This window comes from Salinibacter grassmerensis (assembly GCF_947077765.1).
Taxonomy (GTDB): Bacteria; Bacteroidota; Rhodothermia; order Rhodothermales; family Salinibacteraceae; genus Salinibacter; species Salinibacter grassmerensis.
On the sequence record NZ_CAMTTF010000003.1, the window covers coordinates 641,927 to 659,197 of the forward strand.

Consider the following 17,271-nt stretch of genomic DNA (forward strand, 5'->3'; position numbering starts at 1 on the left):
GTTCTCCCAACGCCCGTCCCCAAACAGTAAAGGGCGCCGTGATTGGCTCACGACGCCCTGCGGTATCCCAAAAAGTGAGGGCCTTCCGGTGACTAAGTATCGTCGGATTCCTCCTCTTCGTCCTCACTCTGCTCGGCGCTGGCGGACGCGTCCTCTGCGGTAGTCTCTTCCTCGTCCGCGGACCCCGATTCCTCTCCAGGCGAGTCGCCCGACGAGGAATCTTCGGCCTCTTCCGGCTCGGCCTGCTCCTCTTCAGCCGGTGTACGACGACCTTTTCCACTTCCGCGGCGCGTTCCCCCGGACCCTCCTTGTCCGGTGTCAGTCGGAGGCACGTCGTTGTAGTCGACGAGCTCGATCAGAGCAAGCTCGGCGCCGTCGCCGGAGCGCTGCCCGAGCTTGATGATTCGGGTGTAGCCGCCGGGCCGGTCGCCCACCCGGTCGGATACATCCCCAAAGAGCTCTTCGATCGCATCGTTGCTCTGGAGGTGCCGGAAGACCTCTCGGCGGTTGTGCTGCGTATCCTCCTTGGCCCGCGTAATCAGCGGCTCCACGAACGGGCGGAGTGCCTTCGCCTTCGCCACGGTCGTGGTGATGCGCTTGTTTTCGATGAGCGCGTTGGAGAGGGACTGCAGGGTGCGCTTGCGGTGGGACGCCGTGCGCCCAATCTTTTTTCCTTTCTTGCGGTGTCGCATTGGTAGTCTCTAACGGGTGACGAATCGCGATGCGGTGCGGACCGGAAGCATCCGAGGATGAGGGTCCGAGGACGGTCTCGGTGAACGCTAAGAGGCTTTCTTCTCCTCAAGGTACTCCTCCACGTCCATGCCGAACTGAAGCCCGCGCTCGTCGAGGACCTCTACGAGCTCCTGCAGGGACTTGCGCCCGAAGTTGCGGAACTTGAGCATCTCATCCTCCTCGCGACGTACGAGGTCCCCAATCGTTTTGATGTTGGCCGCCTTGAGGCAGTTGTGCGAACGCACCGAAAGGTCGAGCTCGTCGACCGGCTGCGCAAGAAGCTCGCGGATACGCTTGACCTCTTCGTCGACCTCTTGCTCCTCCACGACCGGCTCAGGCTCCTCTTCAAGCTGGATGAAGAAGCTAACGTGGTCCCGAAGGATCGAAGCCCCCTGTGTGATTGCCTCCTCCGGTGTGAGGGACCCATCCGTTTCCACGTCCAGAAGCAACTCTTCGTAGTCGATCTTCTGGCCCACGCGGGTCGGCTTGACCTCGTAGTTGACGTTCTTGATCGGGGTAAAGATGGAGTCGATCGCGATCACGCCGATCGGATCGTCCTCGCGCTTGTTCTCCTCAGACGGAACGTATCCACGTCCGTATCCGACCCGGAGGTCCACGTTTACAACGGCATCTTCGGCCAGGGTTGCGACGTGCTGATCCGGGTTCAGAACGTCGTACTCCGCGGTGGCCTCATCAATGTCGCCGGCTGTCCAGTTGCCGGGCCCTTCGAGGTTCAGGTGCAGGTGCCCTTCTTGCATCTCGTCCGCCTGGAACCGCACCTCCTTCAGGTTCAGGATCAGGTCGGCCACGTCTTCGGTAACGCCCGGAATGGTCGAGAACTCGTGCTGGACGCCGTCGATCTTGACGGCCGTAATGGCGAGGCCGCGCAGGGACGACAGCAACACGCGACGGAGGGCGTTTCCGATGGTCACGCCGTAGCCACGTTCGAGCGGCCCCATGACGAATTGTCCTTCGGAATCGGAGACCTCTTCAACGTGGACGCCTTCCGGCATCTGAAGCCCGTGGTTACTCATACGCTCGGATCAGCAAGTTGTAAGGAATAATGTCGTGTCTTGAATCGAGCGCGTCATGATGCGCTCGGCGCAGTGGGCGCGGGGCGCCGCCCGGCTCTACTTCGAGTAAAGCTCGACGATGAGCTGCTCGTCAATGTTTTCGGGGATCTCCTCCCGGTTGGGGTAGTCGATGAACTTTCCCTTCATCTCTTGACGGTCCATCTCCAACCAAGAGAAGGTCCGCTGCCGATGCTCCACGTTCGTCTGGATGACCTCGAGGTCCTGACTGCTCGGCTTCACGGATATGACGTCGTCCGGGGACATCTCGTAGGAGGGGATGTCTACGACCTCGTCGTTGACCATGATGTGGCGGTGCGCCACGAACTGACGAGCCTGACGGCGTGTCCGGGCAATGCCCATCCGGAACACCGAGTTGTCGAGGCGTGCCTCCAACAGGATCAAGAGCTTCTCGCCCGTTACGCCCTGCGTGCGGGACGCCTTGTCGAACAGATTCTTGAATTGACGCTCGAGCAGCCCGTAGGTGTACTTCGTCTTTTGCTTCTCTTTCAGCTGCACGGCGTACTCACTCTCTCGTCGGCGGCGCGACTGGCCGTGCTGCCCGGGCGGGTATGGCTTTCGCTCCAACGCCTTGGAGGGCCCAAAGATGGGCTCCTTGAAGCGGCGAGCGATTTTTTGCTTCGGACCTCTGTAGCGAGCCATAATATTCGGTATCAGGTGTCAGGTGTTACGTACAAGCAGACGATAAGTGCGGAGCGGGCGGCGGGCCGTGTCGACCCGTGTCGATGCCCACACTCATCGCGTAAAAGCAATCAAACGCGGCGGCGCTTCGGGGGGCGACAGCCGTTGTGAGGAAGAGGCGTCACGTCGCGGATGCTCGCCACCTCTAGCCCAGACTCGGACATGGCCCGGATTGCTCCCTCTCGCCCCGAGCCTGGTCCTTTCACGTACACGTCCACGCGTCGGAGGCCCAGTTCGTACGCTTCGTTCGCCGCGGACTCTCCGGCTTTCTGCGCAGCGTAGGGCGTGTTCTTGCGGCTTCCCTTAAAGCCCATCTTGCCAGCACTCGCCCACGAGATGGTGTTGCCGTACTGGTCGGTCAGCGTCACAATGACGTTGTTGAACGTGGCTTTCACGTACGCCCGACCGTTGGATTCAACGACAACATTTTTCTTTCGGGGCGTGCGCTTGCCTCCTCGATCGTCTCCGTCAGCCATGGAACTGTTCAGTGTTTATCTTAGGGTAGAGTCCGGCACGCAGCGTTTGCCCATGCCGGGGTGGAAATGCAAAGTGCCGAAACCGATCTACTTCTTTTGGGTCGACTGGCTGCGGCCCGCCACGGTCTTCCGCTTGCCCTTTCGGGTTCGGGCGTTGGTCCGCGTGCGCTGACCGTTGACCGGCAGCCCCTCGCGGTGCCGCTTGCCGCGGTAGCACCCGATTTCTTTCAGCCGCTTGATGTTCATCTGCACCTCGGTGCGGAGCTGCCCCTCGACAGTATAGTCCTCCTCGATGATGCGCCGCACACGCTTGGTCTCGCTCTCAGTCCACTCGCGGGGGCGCTTGTTTTCGTTGATCTCCGCTTTTCCGAGGATCTCACTGGCCCGCGACTGTCCAACACCGTAGATCTCGGTGAGCGCAATCTCTCCACGCTTGTCGTCCGGCACGTCGATTCCTTCAATTCTCGGCATGACTTGTCAGTTGGTTTCGTTCTAGAGTCCGAGCAACCATTACACGATCCCCCACCGCGCAATGTCTCCCGCTCTTCCAGGGAGAGAGCTAGTTCTTGTAGCGATACACAATGCGTCCCTTGGAAAGGTCATACGGGGACATCTCGACCTTGACCCGATCCCCCGGCAAAATCTTGATATAGTTCATTCGCATCTTTCCGGAGAGAAGCCCGAGGATCTCGTGGCCGTTCTCCAGTCGGACGCGAAACTGCGCGTTGGGCAGTGCTTCGATGACTTCTCCGTCTTTCTCGATGGCCTCTTCTTTTGCCATTAGCGAGTCGTGGTTTCTGTAAGAGCGTCAATCTCGTAAGGAGGGTCAATCACGTCTTCAATGTACCCGTAGTCGGACAGGACCTCCGGCTCACCGTCCCGCACAACAACCATGTGCTCGTAGTGGGCAGAGGGAAGCCCGTCGGCGGCCCGCACGGTCCATCCGTCGTCGTCGGTGACGACCCGGGCCGTGCCCCGGTTAATCATCGGTTCGATGCAAATCGAGAGGCCGGGCTTTAGCGAACGCCCGCGGCCCGGTTCTCCAAAGTTTGGCACCTGGGGATCCTCGTGCAGGTCCTGGCCAATGCCGTGCCCCACGAGATCGCGGACCACGCTGAATCCATGGGACTCACAGTGGGACTGCACAGCGTTGCTGATGTCTCCCACACGCCGGTCGGCAACCGCCCGTTCGATGCCCTCCAAGAGGGCTCGATGGGTCGCGCTGCAGAGCGCCGCATCCTCCTCGGCGATGTCACCGATGGCAAATGTATACGCCCAATCACCATAGTAGCCGTTCAACTTCGCGCCACAGTCGATGGACAGTAGGTCGCCATCCTGGAGCGCGTAATCGTTCGGAATTCCGTGCACAACCGCGTCATTCACGGACGTGCACAGTGTGTTGGGAAAAACATTGTCTCCCACCTGATAACCCTTAAATGCAGGCTCCCCTCCCTGTGTTCGGATGTAGTCCTCCGCGACGGCGTCGAGCTCCTGCAGCGTTGCGCCCACCTCAATGTGGCGGGCCACCTCAGCGAGCGTCTGCCCGACGAGGTCTGCGCTCTCGCGCAGGCAGTCAATTTCGCGTTGGCTTTTCAGATGTACCATAGAAGCTCCGGAGATTCGATTCCAGAGGCGGGACAACCACCGCATGAAAGGACTCATTCAGTCGCAAAGGGTCTACAGGCCCCCGCCTTGTCGGGGACTGCGCATCTTACCACTCTTCATAAACCCGTCGTAGTGGCGCATGAGCAGATGGCTCTCGATCTGTTGCAGCGTGTCAAGGGTTACCTGCACGAGAATGAGCAGGCTCGTTCCCCCGTAGAACATCGCAAATCCCTGTGATACCCCCGCCTGCATCGCAAAGGCCGGGAAAATAGCCACAAGGCCAAGGAATATAGACCCTGGCAACGTAATCCGGGTTAGTACGGTGTCGATGAACTCGCTGGTCTGCTTCCCAGGCCGGATGCCCGGAATGAACCCGCCCTGCCGCTTCATCGTGTCGGCCATCTCCTGCGGATTCACTGTGATCGCAGTGTAGAAGTACGTGAAGAACACGACCACCACGAAGAAGACTGCCGAGTAGCTCATGCTACTAATGTCCGAGAACCAGCCGCCGACCAGTTGCATCGTCGCATTGTTCGGGAAGAACGACGCGATCGTCGACGGGATAAACATGATCGACTGCGCGAAGATGATCGGCATCACACCCGCCGCGTTCACCCGGAGGGGAAGATACTGGGTCGTTCCTCCCTGCACCTTCTTCCCCACCACACGCTTGGCGTACTGCACCGGTATTCGGCGCATGCCCTGTGACACCAGGACCACTGCCCCTGCCACGAGCACCCAGACCCCGATCTCCACGAGCAGGATAAAGAAGTTATCGCCGACCAGGCCAATTTCGTTGTAGAGGGCCTGCGGCAGGAACGCGATGATGCCAATCGTGATGATCAGCGAGATGCCATTCCCGATGCCGTCCTCGCTGATGCGCTCCCCGAGCCACATCACGAATGCCGTGCCACTGGTCAGCACCACGACCGTCGTCATGGTAAACAGGGTTGAGTTGATCACGACCGCTCGCCCGGTGGCCCCCGCCAGAAGGTTGATCGAGTATCCGATCGACTGCAAAGCCGTAATGCCGATCGTTCCATACCGGGTGAGCTGCGTGATCCGTCGTCGCCCCTCTTCACCCTCCCGCTGTAGCTTTTGGAAGTAGGGGACGACGGCCCCCATCAACTGAATGATGATGGACGCCGTAATGTAGGGCATGATGCCCAACGCGAAAATGCCGGCCTGCTTGAACGCACCGCCAACGAACATGTCGAGAAACCCAAACAAGCCTCCGCCTCCCTCTTGGGCCCGCACCTGCGCGAGGGCGGCCGCATCCACACCCGGCAGGGTCACGTGCGTGCCCAGCCGGTAAATGAGAAGGATTCCGAGCGTGTACAGGATGCGCTCACGGAGTTCCTGTACACTCCAGATGTTACGGATGCTCTCGGCAAAGCCAGCCATGAGTCAGCCTCGTTGATGTATAAGCCACGGGAAAGAGGGTCCCGATGCCGACCAGCTTACTGATCGACAACCGATACCGTGCCGCCCGCCTGCTTGATCTTCCGTCGGGCCGATTCACTGAACGCATGCGCCTTCACCTCAAGCGCGTCGAACAGGTCGCCGTCGCCCAGGATCTTGACACGGTTGGCGTTCCGCACCACCCCAAGGTCCGCGAGCAGCTCCGGCGTGACGGGCTTGTCCTCGTCGAGGACCTCCTCGTCCAGAAGCCGCTGCAGACGCTTGACGTTCGCAATGGCGTACTCGGTGCGGAAGGGGGCGTTGCTGAACCCGTGCTTCGGGACTAGCTGAAAGAGCGGCGTCTGTCCGCCCTCGAACCAGATTGGCCGCGTTCCCGCGCCCGAGCGACTGCTCTGCCCCTTCGTCCCGCGGGTCGAGCTGTGTCCACCGCGTCCAGAGCCCTCACCTCGACCGAGGCGCTGTCCCGCTTGGGTCGCCCCCTCCGCCGGCTTTAGGTTACTCAAATCCATGTCGTTCCTTCCGTTCTTTTGGTAACTCGAATGACGTGTGCACGTACTGGTCGGATCCAAGCACCGCGTTGAAAGCACTCTCTTTCTGCGTCGGCCGTTCGGGCCCCGGCCCGATGATCAAATTTTCGGTCTCGGGACGTGTTCGACAATCCTTTTCACGGATCGCGGTGTAGATCAGCTGAGAAAGCCCGGCCCGTGTCGGTCCGGGCTGCACTCAACTGAGAGTGGGGCTCGGCAGGATTCAGACCGCGGCACCCCGGCGCCCCTCAGCATCACTGCGGGTTTTCGCTCGCTACCCGTTGAACACCTTTTCGAGGGGAATATCGCGGCGCCGGGCCACCTCCAGAGCATCTTCGGTCTCCGCAAGGGCGTTGATCGTCGCCTTGACCTGGTTGTGCGGGTTGGACGTGCCAAGCGACTTCGTGAGCACGTTTCGGTACCCGGCACACTCAAGCACGGCACGGACGCCACCGCCCGCAATCACCCCGGTACCCGGCGCGGCTGGCTTCAGGAGCACCTTGCCGGCGTCCTGCTTCCCCACCACCTTGTGGGGAATCGTGCCGTCGCGCATGGGAACGCGGATGACGTTTTTCTTGGCGTCGTCCGCCCCCTTTGAGATGGCACTTGAGACCTCATTGGCCTTGCCCAGGCCCGTGCCGACGAGGCCGTCCTCGTTTCCGACGACCACGACGGTGTTGAAGGAAAATCGACGTCCACCCTTCACGACTTTCGAGACCCGGTTGACCGACACGAGTCGATCAACCCAGTTCTCCTGCCGCTTCTCGGCGTTGACGCGCTTCTGTTCTTTTCGATCCGCCATGTCTATGCGTGGTGCTCCGTGCGAGGATAGTTGTTACGATCGTCGGGGACTAAAGCTGCAGGCCGCCGTCGCGGACCCCCTCCGCCAAGGCCTGGACGCGCCCCTGATACTTATACCCGCCCCGGTCAAAGACCGCCTTGTCGATGCCCTCCTCTTGGGCCCGCTCGGCAAGCAACTCGCCGACCGACCGACTCTCTTCCGTCGGGGTTTCCCCCTGTACGTCGTCCGCTAGGCTCGACGCGGAGGTGAGCGTGTGCCCCTCCATGTCATCGACCAATTGGGCGTAGATGTATTCGTTGGATCGGTATATCGACAAGCGGGGACGCACCGAGGTCCCAAACATGGACTCTCGGATGCTGTCATGAATCCGCTGTCGGCGTTCGACCTTTTCCTTTTTACCCTTTGGCATAACCGCTGTGTCGTCGTGGTCGTTCGATTGAAGCAGACCGGCCTCGCGGCGCGAGACACGGCCGAAGAGAAGGGACTAGCGAGCCGCCGTCTTGCCGGCCTTGATGGACACGTTCTCGTCCACGTACCGGACCCCCTTTCCTTTGTACGGCTCGGGGGGACGGAGGCTGCGGATCTTCGCCGCAACCTGTCCCACCAGCTCCTTGTCAATGCCCTCCACGATGATAATGTCATCCTGGCCCCGATCCGAGTCTACCGACACCGAGACATCACTCGGCGGAAGGAAATAGATCGGGTGCGAGTAGCCGAGGGCAATTTCGAGGGTTTCGTCGGACATCTGGGCCCGGTAGCCTACCCCAATGATCTTCAGTTCTTTCTTGTACCCCTCGGTTACCCCCTCAACCATGTTCACGATGAGGGAGCGACTGAGACCGTGCAGCGAACGGTGCCGCTTCTGGTTTGTCGGGCGCTGGACGACCATGTGGTCGTCGTCAATCTCCAGGGTCATCTCCGGATCAATCTGCTCCGTGAGGGTGCCCTTCGGCCCTTCAATCGTCACTACATTCTGGTCGTCAACCGATACGGTCACCTCGTCACCGAACGGGATCGGGTTGTCTCCTATTCGAGCCATGGATTCAGTCGTTCATCTCGTGCAACGGAGTTGGCGGGCAAGCACGCCCGTGAATGCGAGGTCGTGATTAAAAGACCTTGGCCAGCACTTCGCCGCCCACACCAAACCGGCGGGCTTCCTTATCACTCATTACCCCTCGGGAGGTCGACAAGATGACGATGCCGAGACCGTTTTTCACCTCCGGCAGGTTGTCCGAGTCCGCATACTCGCGGCGGCCCGGACGCGAAACACGCTCCAGCATCCGAATGGCCGGCTGGTCGTATTCGTCGTACTTCAGGTATACCCGGAGCAGGCCCTGCTTCTCATCGTCGATGTTGACGAAGTTCTTGATGAACCCCTTTTCAAGGAGAATCTGGGTCATGGCCCGCTTCAGCTTCGAAGCCGGAATATCCACGTAGGTCTGCTCCGCCTCCTGCGCATTGCGGAGTTGGGCCATGTAGTTTGAGACGGGGTCGGAAATACCACTCATTTCGGGCGTCGAATCGTCGGTTCGGAAGTGGACTCGGGGGCCAAGAGGAAAGGGATCGCTCTGGCTGTGCTCGCAACCTGGGGGGGCAGCGACTACCAGCTCGATTTCCGGATGCCCGGAATCTTGCCTTCAAGGGCAAGCTCGCGGAAGCAGATTCGGCAAACGCCGAACTTGCGCAGGTACCCGCGCTGCCGTCCGCAAAGCTTGCATCGGTTGTTCTGGCGAACGGGACTGGAGTCCCGTGGAAGCTTTTGCAGCTCTACCCACTTCTCCTCCTCTTTGAGCCGCCGTCGCTCCTCCTTGTGTTTCTCGTAGAGTCTCTCCCGCTTTTCTTCGCGGGCAATCCAGCTCTTCTTGGCCATATCGTCGGTGTGTAGAATCTGTCCTAATATAGATCTAAGCGCGCACGGAGGGCGTCGCCAGAACGCCAGTTGCCACTACGCCTCGGCTGGCTCTTCGTCTCCACGCCGGACGAACGGCATGCCGAGTCCCTTGAGAAGCGCGTAGGACTCCTCGTCGGTCTCCGCATCGGTCACGAACGTGACGTCCATGCCGTCGATGCGATCGACGTTGTCCACGTCGATCTCCGGGAAGATGATCTGTTCGTCAACGCCAAGTGTGTAGTTGCCGTGGCCGTCGAAGCTTCGATCAGGCACGCCCCTGAAGTCGCGAATGTTGGGAAGGGCGAGCGTGACGAGCCGGTCAAAGAACTCGTACATCCGAGCCTCACGGAGCGTCACCTTCACCCCAACGGGCATTCCCTCCCGCACGTCGAAGCTTGCAATGCTTCGCTTCGCACGCCGGATGGTCGGTTGCTGACCCGTGATCTTCCGCATCTCTTCCACGGCCTGATCGAGGACCTTCTGGTTCTCCGAGACCTCTCCAACCCCGCGGTTGATGCAGATCTTCTCGAGGCGGGGCACCTCCATCGGGTTCTCGTACCCGAACTGATCCGTCAGTGATGGACGGACCTCGTCTTGGTATTGTGTTTGAAGTCGCGGAGCGTCGGCCATAGCTCAAGGAGTGAAAGCTCAGAATTCGCGCCGCGGCACCCAAAGTAGCTTGGCGACCGCAGACGTTGAAAATCGATGATGCACAAGCGGAGTTCCTGCTGCACGGGCGATTCACGCCGTGCAGCGCGTCGGACTAGTCGTCGAGCTCTTCGCCCGTCGTTTTGGCGTATCGCACCCAGCGGGACCGTCCGGTGTCCGGATCCTCTACCTTTTTCCGCCCGATCCGCGTGGCGTCTCCGTTGCTGTCGATCGGGTTGACGTTGGAGACGTGAATCGGGGCTTCCCGCTCGGTACGCCCGCCCTCTCGGTTGGACCGGCTCGGCTTTTCGTGGAAAACGCGTACGTTCACGCCTTCCACAATCACCCGTCGCTCGTCGGGAAATACCTTTAGAACCTTCCCCACGTAACCGGACTCCCGGTCTTCGCCGGCAGATTTGGCGGACGTGACGGTCTTGTTAAGCATGACCATGTCGCCCTGCTTGACGTGTAGCTTGTTTTGAGCCATGAGCTTCGTGGTAAATGTTGGTTCGCAAGTGCAACCGGGGTGCCCCGACGGGTCTACAGCACCTCGGGGGCGAGGGATACAATGCGCATGAACTGCTTCTCGCGGACCTCCCGGGCCACGGGCCCAAAGACGCGCGTCCCCACCGGCTCCTCTTCCTGGTTGATGAGCACGGCCGCGTTCTCGTCGAAGCGAATGTAGGTGCCGTCGTCGCGGCGCGTCTCCTTGGCGGCCCGCACCACAACGGCCCGGCTCACGTCGCCCTTGTTGATCTCTCCACTCGGGATGGCCGACTTGACGGAAACCACAATCTGGTCTCCGATGCCCGCGTAGCGGCGTCCGCTACTGCCGAGCACGCGGATGCACAATGCTTCCTTGGCCCCGCTGTTATCGGCCACGTTGAGTCGCGTCTCTTGTTGAATCATGGGTGTCGTCCAGGTCAGTGTTCGAAGTTAAAAGGCCACGTGGAGGCCGGAGGACTCCGGACCGCCAGCGAAGGGTGCGGGCGCTACTTGGCCCGCTCAACGATGTCGACGAGACGCCATCGCTTGTTCTTGCTAATGGGGCGCGTCTCCATAATCTGGACCGTGTCCCCCTCGCTGGCCTCGTCGTCTTCGTCGTGGGCCATGAAGGTGGAAGACCGTTCCAGGTACTTTCCATACATCGGGTGCTTCATCTGACGGCGGACGGACACGGTGATAGTCTTGTCCATCTTGGCCGATTCGACAACCCCAATGCGTTCCTTGCGGTCGTTGCGGTCGAGAGCCTCGTCGTGGTCGTCCGTGTGCGTGTCGGTGTTGTTCTCAGTCTGCTCCATAATACCCTATCGGCAATTTGATCGTCTGAATGGGTGCATCGGCGGGTGCGCCAGGGCGGCTACGCGGGCTCTTCCTCGACCGCCTGCTTCTCGTTGCGAATCGTCTTTAGGCGGGCGATGAGACGACGCTTGGTGCGGAGGAGCATCGGGTTTTCCAAGCGCCCCCGAATGGCATGCTGGAACTGAAGCTCTTCCAGCTCTTCTTCCTCCTCGTCAATCCGCGTCTCAATTTCCGCGATGCTAAGATCTCGAATCTGGTCGGCATCCATCAGTCTGAATGGCTTAGGTGAACGGTCCCGAACACGCACGCAAGAACCTACTCCTCGGCGCGAGAGCCCGGACGGACCACAAATTTTGTTTTGATCGGAAGCTTGTGCTTGCCCAGGCGCAGGGCTTCACGTGCCGCCTCCTCGTCGGCGCCGCCCCCCACTTCGAAGATGACGTTTCCCGGCTGGACCGGCGCGACGAACTGCTCGGGCTCCCCCTTGCCCTTCCCCATCCGCGTCTCCGCCGGGGTCTTGGTCTTGGGCTTGTCCGGAAACACGCGAATCCATACCTTCCCGTCTCGCTTCAGGTAGCGGTTAATTGCCACACGGGCCGCCTCAAGTTGGCGGCTGTTGACCTCACCCTCCTCGAGGGACTTCAGGCCGTAGTCGCCAAAGCTGAGGCGGGTGCCCTTCACGGCGTACTTGTTCCGCTTCAGGCCCTGATTGCGCTGGACCTTCCGGTGTTTTGTATTTTTGGGCTCAAGCATGGGTCGTAAAAGCGGGTGCGTGTGGTCGGTTCAAGAAGGGGGAATCAGCGGCGTAGGTTGTCAGCCCCCACGGCGCTGGCGGCGCTGCTGCGGCGACTCCTTCATCTTGCGCTGCTGCGCCTGCACGTTGGGGCTCAGGTCCGGCTTGCCGAGGATCTCACCGCGGTGGATCCAGACCTTCACGCCGATCGTGCCGTAGATTGTAAGGGCGGTCTCCTGGGCGAAGTCAATATCCGCACGAATCGTGTGGAGCGGAACGCGTCCCTCCATGTACTCCTCGGTGCGTCCCATTTCTGCCCCACCCAGACGCCCGGCGGCACGGATGCGCACGCCCTCGGCGCCCATCCGCATGGCGGCCTGCATGGCCTGCTTCATGGCCCGCCGGAAGGAAATTCGCCCCTCCAGTTGCTGCACGATATTTTTCGCCACCAGCGTGGCGTCGAGCTCCGGACGCTTAATCTCGCTGATGTTAATCTGGATGTCTTTCCCCGTAAGGGTCTCGAGCTCCCCCTTCAGCTTCTCAACCTCGGACCCGCCCCGGCCGATAACAACGCCCGGGCGACTCGTGTGGAGGGTCAGGATGACCCGCTCCGGCGTGCGCTCAATGACGGCTCGGCTGAGGCCGGCGCGCTTGAGGCGCGTGTGCAGGTAGCGGCGCAGTTCCTCGTCCTCGACGAGCTTGTCCTGGAAGTTGGTCTCAGAGTACCAGTTGGAGTCCCAACCACGGATGGCGCCGAGGCGAAAGCCTATGGGGTGTGTTTTCTGGCCCACGGGTGTGTACCTCGTGTGTTAGTTCAGAGAGCAACGTGTAATGTTGAAAGCGGCGTTTGGGCTACGCGGTCGCCTCTTCAGCCTCCTCCTCTTCGACCGCCACGACCACCTTCAGGTGAGTCGTGCGCTTGCGGATGGGTGCCGCACGCCCTCGAGCACGGGCCTGGTGACGCTGAAATGTAGGCCCTTCGTCGGCCTGAATCTCTTTCAGCTTCAATGCCCCCTCGTCGAAGCGCTCGTCGTTCTGGTCCATCAGGTTATAGACGGCGGAGCGGATCGTCTTCTCAACAACGCCGGTCACCTTCTGCGGCATGTAATCCAGAATCGCGACAGCCTCGGGCACACTCCGGTCGCGTACCAAATTGATGACGCGACGCATCTTAAGGGGAGAGCTCCGAATGTGCCTGCGGACGGCTCGTGCTTGCATGTCTCGTCGTGCGGTTTGCGGGGAAAATCAGGGGGCGCGGGGCAAAGGAGCGCTCACTGGAATCCAGTCAGCGCCGTTGGCCGGGCACTACTGGCCGGGCTTGCGGATCCGTTGGTCTACCTTTGCCTGCGAGTGCTCCTCAAATGTGCGCGTCGGGGCAAACTCACCGAGCTTGTGCCCCACCATGTTCTCCGTCACGTACACCGGGATGAACTGGTGTCCGTTGTGAACGGCGAACGTGTGGCCGACGAACTCCGGCGTAATAATGGAGTCTCGGCTCCAGGTCTTGATGACCTTCTTTTCATCGGACTCGTTGAGCGCGTCGACCTTGCGCTGCAGCTTGTAGTATACGTACGGGCCTTTCCGTAGAGAGCGGGGCATGTCGTCGAGGGAATTTGAATCCGAGAGTGTAGGCGGCTCGCGAGTGGGGTCGAAGGTCCCAGCGGAACGGGGCGGTTATTGGCCTCCGGTTCCTTGCTTCGACTCCGTACGGCGCCGAATGATATACTTGTTTGACTCCTTGTTGCGCTTGCGGGTCTTGTACCCCTTCGCCGGGACGCCCTCTCGGGAGCGGGGGTGGCCTCCAGACTTCAGGCCCTCACCGCCGCCCATGGGGTGATCGATGGGGTTCATCGCCACCCCGCGGGTGCGGGGCCGGCGACCAAGCCACCGACTTCGACCGGCCTTGCCAAGCACCACGTTTTCGTGCTCGACGTTGCTCGTCGTGCCGACGGTTGCCCGGCACTTCGAGGGCACGAGCCGCGTCTCGCCGCTCGGGAGCTCGAGGGTCGCGTAGTCTCCCTCGCGGGCCGTGAGTTGTGCGTGTGTGCCCGCGGCGCGGATCATCTGAGCACCCTTCTTCGGCGTCATCTCGACGCAGTGGATCCTCGTCCCCAGCGGGATGCTGGTGAGCGGAAGGCAGTTGCCGACCTTAGCCTGCGCCTGGGGGCCATTCATCACCGTGTCCCCGACCTCCAGCCCGTCAGGCGTGATGATGTACCGCTTCTCTCCGTCGGCGTAGGCAAGCAGCGAAATGCGGGCCGAACGGTTGGGGTCGTACTCGATGGTCTTCACCGCAGCCGGAATGCCGTCCTTGTCGCGCCGCTTGAAGTCAATCTTGCGGTAGCGGCGCTTGTGGCCGCCCCCTCGGTAGCGCATCGTCATGCGGCCCTGGTTGTTGCGGCCCCCGCTGTTCGAGAGCGGCTCCAGCAGGCTGCGCTCCGGGTCGGTGGTGGTGACGTCCTCCTTGTCGTCCACCGAATACTGGCGCTGGCTATTTATGGTCGGCTTTCTCTTCTTAATCGACATGGCGCTGGGTTGTCAGCGGTTCAAAGGGTTGTATAAGCTCAGGCGAGGGCGCTCAAATGCCCTCGAAGAAATCAATCTGCTCGCCGTCCGGGTCTAGGGCCACAATGGCTTTCTTGAAGCCAGAGGTCCGGCCCTCAATCATGTTTCCGTCGCGGAACTGGCGACGGCGCTTCCCCGGGACGACCTGGGTCCGAACATCCTCGACCTCAACGCCCTCGTAGCGGTTCTCTACCGCCCTCCGGATTTCGATCTTCGTGGCGTCGAGCCCGCACATGAAGGAGTACTTGCCCTCCTGCATCTGCTGGGTGGTCTTCTCGGTCACGTAGGGGCGAATCAGTACGCGTTTGCTCATGGGTCAACGCTACTCGTTGGGGAGTGCAACAGGGAGAGTCAGTAGAGAGAGCGGGCGCTACGCCGGCACGGCCTCTTCGGTCGAGAGGACACCCGTGAGCCAGTCGAGCGCACCCTCCTGGAGCAGAACGACGTCGGCGTCCAGGATGTCGACTGTGTTGATGCTTTGGACCTCCTGCACGTTCACGTCCGGAAGGTTCTGGGAGCTCAAATAGATCTCACGCTCCACCTCGGTGGTTGCAAGCAGGATGTCCTGTCCCTCCACGCCCAAAAGTTCGAAGAGGTCTGTGAGCCCCCGCGTGTCAGGCCGATCCATCGAGAAGTTTTCAGTCACCCGGATGTTGTCGTTCGCGGCCTTATACGAAAGGGCCGATCGCCGGGCCAGGCGCTTCTCTTTCTGGTTTAGATCGTGGGCGTAATCACGAGGCCGAGCCCCGTGGGCCCGTCCTCCGCCCCGGCGGATGGGCGACTGCGCATCGCCAACCCGGGCGTTCCCTGTTCCCTTCTGGCGATAGAGCTTTCGACCAGATCCTCGCACTTCGCCCCGCTCTTTGGTCTTGCTGGTGCCCTGTCGCTGATGGGCCTGAATGCGCTTCACGTCCAGCCAAATGATGTGATCATTCGGCTCAATGTCGAAGACCGTCGGGTCGAGGTCGGCGGTTTCTCCCGACTCTACCCCGTCTTCTTGGTAGATCTCAACGTCCATGGGTTCGTGGCCTCAACAGTTTGCAGTGCATCGATGCGGAAACTGGAACGGATGTCCAGAATTCCACGACTTCTATTTCTTGTACAGCTCTACGTATTCGCTCTTAGGTCCCGGCACGGAGCCGTTGATGAGGATGGCGTTCTGGTCCCCAAGTATCCGGACCACGCGGAGATTTTGAACCTTGGCGCGCTCACTTCCGGTCTGGCCCGCCATGCGCACACCTTTGAAGACGCGCGAGGGATCCGCCGAGGCACCGATCGACCCTGGGTGACGCTGACGATCCGACTGGCCGTGGGTCATCATGCCAACGCCACTGAAGCCGTGTCGCTTCACCACACCCTGAAAGCCTTTTCCCTTCGAGATGCCAGCCACATCGATTCGCTCTTCCTCGTCGAAAACATCCTCGACGTGCAGGACGTCGCCAAGGCTCACATCCTCGCCGAAGTCACGGAACTCGCAGAGCGTGCGCTTAGGCGGGCATCCAGCCTTCTCAAAGTGGCCCAGCATGGCCTGCGTCACGTTCTTCTCTTTCACGTTGTCGAAGCCGAGCTGCACCGCGCTGTATCCATCGCGGCTCTCCGACTTCACCTGCGTCACGACATTGGGCCCCGCCTCCACGACCGTACAGGCCACGTTGTTGCCCTCGTCGTCGAAGACGCTGGTCATCCCGACTTTCTTTCCGATCAGTCCGCTACTCATAAATCTGGTCTCCGTGCAATGGTATATCCGTCGTTGGAAAGTCTTCGGCCTCAATCCTCACCGGCCACTAGGGTCATTTTCAGATCCGGGGTGCGATTGCTCTCCGAAAACAACACGTTCAGGAAGTTCTCAGAGCCGCGTCGTACCTCAAAAATTGCCCGACTTGTTGTCGGAAAACTGTATCGCCAAGTCACTGAGCCTTGTCCCTCGAACCCGGAGGCCATCTGGAGCGAGTTGTCTCTGAAAAGCCTCACAGGCCCTCGGGTGACTGTACTGTCCAAACCGTCAGGTCGCTGGCTCCGGATTTCGTATGTTCGAGTTTCGTCGCCCTCGTGGAATACAATTTCGATTCCACGAGGGTAGCGACGATCGAGCCGACTTTCAAAGTCAAACCCGCTACCTTCCAGGCGCCCGATCGTCCAGGGGCCCGTGTTTGTCAGGCGCTCATAGAGCGAGGCCTGCTTGGAACCCGATCCGTCACAGCCGACGAGCAGGAGTCCTCCGGCGCAGAGAAGCGCTCCGGCAATTCCGAAAAGCGCTGGGCGAGAGGGGCTCAGTGGCGTCACACCTTAATCTCCACGTCTACGCCACTGGGCAGCTCGAGCTGCATGAGCGAATCCACCGTGTCGCTGCTTGACGAAAGGATATCGATGAGACGCTTGTGGTGGCGCCGCTCAAACTGTTCGCGGCTCCTCTTGTCCACGTGCGGCCCTCGCAGAACGGTGTAGATCTTCTTTTCGGTTGGCAGTGGCACTGGACCACTCACAACCGCACCGGTCGACTTGACCGTGCGGATGATTTTCTCCGCACTCTTGTCGATCAGCGTGTGATCGTACGACTTGAGCTTGATCCGTATGTCCTGCTGCGCAGCCATGTGTCCGTATCGGTTTTCGAATGCAGAGTGTTGGCGAACAGGAGGCAGACGCTCTCGCCGACCTCCTGAAGCCGCAAGAATCTTAGTCCAGGATATCGGTCACCACGCCGGCGCCGACCGTGTGCCCGCCCTCCCGAATCGCAAACCGAAGCCCCTCCTCCAGGGCCACCGGCTCAATCAAGCTCCCCTCAAACGTCGCGTTGTC

29 protein-coding genes are annotated in these 17,271 nt (G+C 60.7%); all 29 read right to left on the reverse strand.

Annotated elements, in window-relative coordinates; genetic code table 11:
* Positions 1 to 92: 92 nt before the first annotated feature.
* Complete coding sequence (gene rplQ / locus OJB03_RS15655) at positions 93 to 692, reverse strand: 50S ribosomal protein L17 (RefSeq protein ID WP_263786954.1); 600 nt, start codon at positions 690 to 692, stop codon at positions 93 to 95.
* Positions 693 to 779: 87 nt separating this feature from the next.
* A complete protein-coding gene (locus OJB03_RS09970; RefSeq protein ID WP_263786956.1) occupies positions 780 to 1,766 on the reverse strand; it encodes a DNA-directed RNA polymerase subunit alpha in 987 nt (328 codons plus the stop codon).
* A gap of 96 nt (positions 1,767 to 1,862) precedes the next feature.
* Positions 1,863 to 2,465 (reverse strand): 30S ribosomal protein S4, encoded by a 603-nt coding sequence (gene rpsD / locus OJB03_RS09975; RefSeq protein ID WP_263786958.1) that lies wholly within the window; start codon positions 2,463 to 2,465, stop codon positions 1,863 to 1,865.
* Positions 2,466 to 2,575: 110 nt separating this feature from the next.
* Positions 2,576 to 2,980, reverse strand: coding sequence for a 30S ribosomal protein S11 (gene rpsK / locus OJB03_RS09980; RefSeq protein ID WP_013061620.1), 405 nt, complete (start codon positions 2,978 to 2,980; stop codon positions 2,576 to 2,578).
* 87 nt (positions 2,981 to 3,067) lie between these two features.
* Entirely contained in the window at positions 3,068 to 3,451 is a 384-nt protein-coding gene (gene rpsM, locus OJB03_RS09985) for a 30S ribosomal protein S13 (RefSeq protein ID WP_263786964.1), read from the reverse strand.
* An 88-nt stretch (positions 3,452 to 3,539) separates the two neighbouring features.
* Entirely contained in the window at positions 3,540 to 3,761 is a 222-nt protein-coding gene (gene infA / locus OJB03_RS09990) for a translation initiation factor IF-1 (protein WP_011403816.1), read from the reverse strand.
* Positions 3,761 to 4,585: a type I methionyl aminopeptidase gene (gene map, locus OJB03_RS09995; RefSeq protein ID WP_263786986.1), complete on the reverse strand. Its 825-nt coding sequence runs from the start codon at positions 4,583 to 4,585 to the stop codon at positions 3,761 to 3,763. The genes infA and map overlap by 1 nt, the downstream gene beginning before the upstream one ends.
* Before the next feature lie 72 nt (positions 4,586 to 4,657).
* Positions 4,658 to 5,989: a preprotein translocase subunit SecY gene (gene secY / locus OJB03_RS10000; protein ID WP_263786988.1), complete on the reverse strand. Its 1,332-nt coding sequence runs from the start codon at positions 5,987 to 5,989 to the stop codon at positions 4,658 to 4,660.
* 56 nt (positions 5,990 to 6,045) lie between these two features.
* A complete protein-coding gene (gene rplO, locus OJB03_RS10005) occupies positions 6,046 to 6,516 on the reverse strand; it encodes a 50S ribosomal protein L15 (RefSeq protein WP_263786990.1) in 471 nt (156 codons plus the stop codon).
* 292 nt (positions 6,517 to 6,808) lie between these two features.
* Positions 6,809 to 7,336, reverse strand: a complete 528-nt coding sequence (gene rpsE, locus OJB03_RS10010; protein ID WP_103029034.1) for a 30S ribosomal protein S5 — start codon at positions 7,334 to 7,336, stop codon at positions 6,809 to 6,811.
* Between the two features lie 49 nt (positions 7,337 to 7,385).
* Complete coding sequence (gene rplR, locus OJB03_RS10015; protein WP_263786994.1) at positions 7,386 to 7,745, reverse strand: 50S ribosomal protein L18; 360 nt, start codon at positions 7,743 to 7,745, stop codon at positions 7,386 to 7,388.
* 75 nt (positions 7,746 to 7,820) lie between these two features.
* Positions 7,821 to 8,375: a 50S ribosomal protein L6 gene (gene rplF, locus OJB03_RS10020; RefSeq protein WP_263786995.1), complete on the reverse strand. Its 555-nt coding sequence runs from the start codon at positions 8,373 to 8,375 to the stop codon at positions 7,821 to 7,823.
* Between the two features lie 67 nt (positions 8,376 to 8,442).
* On the reverse strand, positions 8,443 to 8,844 hold the full coding sequence (rpsH, locus tag OJB03_RS10025) for a 30S ribosomal protein S8 (protein ID WP_263786997.1): 402 nt from the start codon (positions 8,842 to 8,844) through the stop codon (positions 8,443 to 8,445).
* A gap of 92 nt (positions 8,845 to 8,936) precedes the next feature.
* On the reverse strand, positions 8,937 to 9,206 hold the full coding sequence (rpsN, locus tag OJB03_RS10030; RefSeq protein WP_208426835.1) for a 30S ribosomal protein S14: 270 nt from the start codon (positions 9,204 to 9,206) through the stop codon (positions 8,937 to 8,939).
* Between the two features lie 75 nt (positions 9,207 to 9,281).
* Entirely contained in the window at positions 9,282 to 9,857 is a 576-nt protein-coding gene (gene rplE, locus OJB03_RS10035) for a 50S ribosomal protein L5 (RefSeq protein ID WP_263787002.1), read from the reverse strand.
* 133 nt (positions 9,858 to 9,990) lie between these two features.
* The gene (rplX, locus tag OJB03_RS10040; protein ID WP_263787005.1) at positions 9,991 to 10,362 is read right to left on the reverse strand and encodes a 50S ribosomal protein L24; all 372 of its coding nucleotides are present in this window, start codon (positions 10,360 to 10,362) and stop codon (positions 9,991 to 9,993) included.
* 53 nt (positions 10,363 to 10,415) lie between these two features.
* Positions 10,416 to 10,784 carry a 50S ribosomal protein L14 gene (gene rplN, locus OJB03_RS10045; RefSeq protein WP_263787008.1) on the reverse strand — a complete coding sequence of 123 codons (369 nt, stop codon included), beginning with the start codon at positions 10,782 to 10,784 and terminating at the stop codon, positions 10,416 to 10,418.
* Between the two features lie 83 nt (positions 10,785 to 10,867).
* Positions 10,868 to 11,176 carry a 30S ribosomal protein S17 gene (rpsQ, locus tag OJB03_RS10050; RefSeq protein ID WP_263787010.1) on the reverse strand — a complete coding sequence of 103 codons (309 nt, stop codon included), beginning with the start codon at positions 11,174 to 11,176 and terminating at the stop codon, positions 10,868 to 10,870.
* Positions 11,177 to 11,235: 59 nt separating this feature from the next.
* Entirely contained in the window at positions 11,236 to 11,445 is a 210-nt protein-coding gene (gene rpmC / locus OJB03_RS10055; protein ID WP_043552137.1) for a 50S ribosomal protein L29, read from the reverse strand.
* 47 nt (positions 11,446 to 11,492) lie between these two features.
* Positions 11,493 to 11,930 (reverse strand): 50S ribosomal protein L16, encoded by a 438-nt coding sequence (rplP, locus tag OJB03_RS10060; RefSeq protein WP_263787015.1) that lies wholly within the window; start codon positions 11,928 to 11,930, stop codon positions 11,493 to 11,495.
* A gap of 60 nt (positions 11,931 to 11,990) precedes the next feature.
* Positions 11,991 to 12,701, reverse strand: coding sequence for a 30S ribosomal protein S3 (gene rpsC, locus OJB03_RS10065; RefSeq protein ID WP_011403801.1), 711 nt, complete (start codon positions 12,699 to 12,701; stop codon positions 11,991 to 11,993).
* 61 nt (positions 12,702 to 12,762) lie between these two features.
* Positions 12,763 to 13,128, reverse strand: a complete 366-nt coding sequence (gene rplV / locus OJB03_RS10070; RefSeq protein ID WP_263787023.1) for a 50S ribosomal protein L22 — start codon at positions 13,126 to 13,128, stop codon at positions 12,763 to 12,765.
* An 87-nt stretch (positions 13,129 to 13,215) separates the two neighbouring features.
* Positions 13,216 to 13,509 (reverse strand): 30S ribosomal protein S19, encoded by a 294-nt coding sequence (gene rpsS / locus OJB03_RS10075; protein ID WP_263787026.1) that lies wholly within the window; start codon positions 13,507 to 13,509, stop codon positions 13,216 to 13,218.
* A gap of 75 nt (positions 13,510 to 13,584) precedes the next feature.
* Positions 13,585 to 14,436, reverse strand: coding sequence for a 50S ribosomal protein L2 (gene rplB / locus OJB03_RS10080; RefSeq protein ID WP_263787028.1), 852 nt, complete (start codon positions 14,434 to 14,436; stop codon positions 13,585 to 13,587).
* A 52-nt stretch (positions 14,437 to 14,488) separates the two neighbouring features.
* A complete protein-coding gene (rplW, locus tag OJB03_RS10085) occupies positions 14,489 to 14,788 on the reverse strand; it encodes a 50S ribosomal protein L23 (RefSeq protein ID WP_263787029.1) in 300 nt (99 codons plus the stop codon).
* Between the two features lie 57 nt (positions 14,789 to 14,845).
* Positions 14,846 to 15,493 (reverse strand): 50S ribosomal protein L4, encoded by a 648-nt coding sequence (gene rplD, locus OJB03_RS10090; RefSeq protein WP_263787031.1) that lies wholly within the window; start codon positions 15,491 to 15,493, stop codon positions 14,846 to 14,848.
* Positions 15,494 to 15,565: 72 nt separating this feature from the next.
* Positions 15,566 to 16,192: a 50S ribosomal protein L3 gene (gene rplC, locus OJB03_RS10095; protein ID WP_263787032.1), complete on the reverse strand. Its 627-nt coding sequence runs from the start codon at positions 16,190 to 16,192 to the stop codon at positions 15,566 to 15,568.
* A gap of 562 nt (positions 16,193 to 16,754) precedes the next feature.
* Complete coding sequence (gene rpsJ / locus OJB03_RS10100) at positions 16,755 to 17,066, reverse strand: 30S ribosomal protein S10 (RefSeq protein ID WP_263787033.1); 312 nt, start codon at positions 17,064 to 17,066, stop codon at positions 16,755 to 16,757.
* 82 nt (positions 17,067 to 17,148) lie between these two features.
* Positions 17,149 to 17,271, reverse strand: a 123-nt coding sequence (locus OJB03_RS10105; RefSeq protein ID WP_480919093.1) for an EF-Tu C-terminal domain-related protein, incomplete at its 5' end; no start/stop codon positions are given.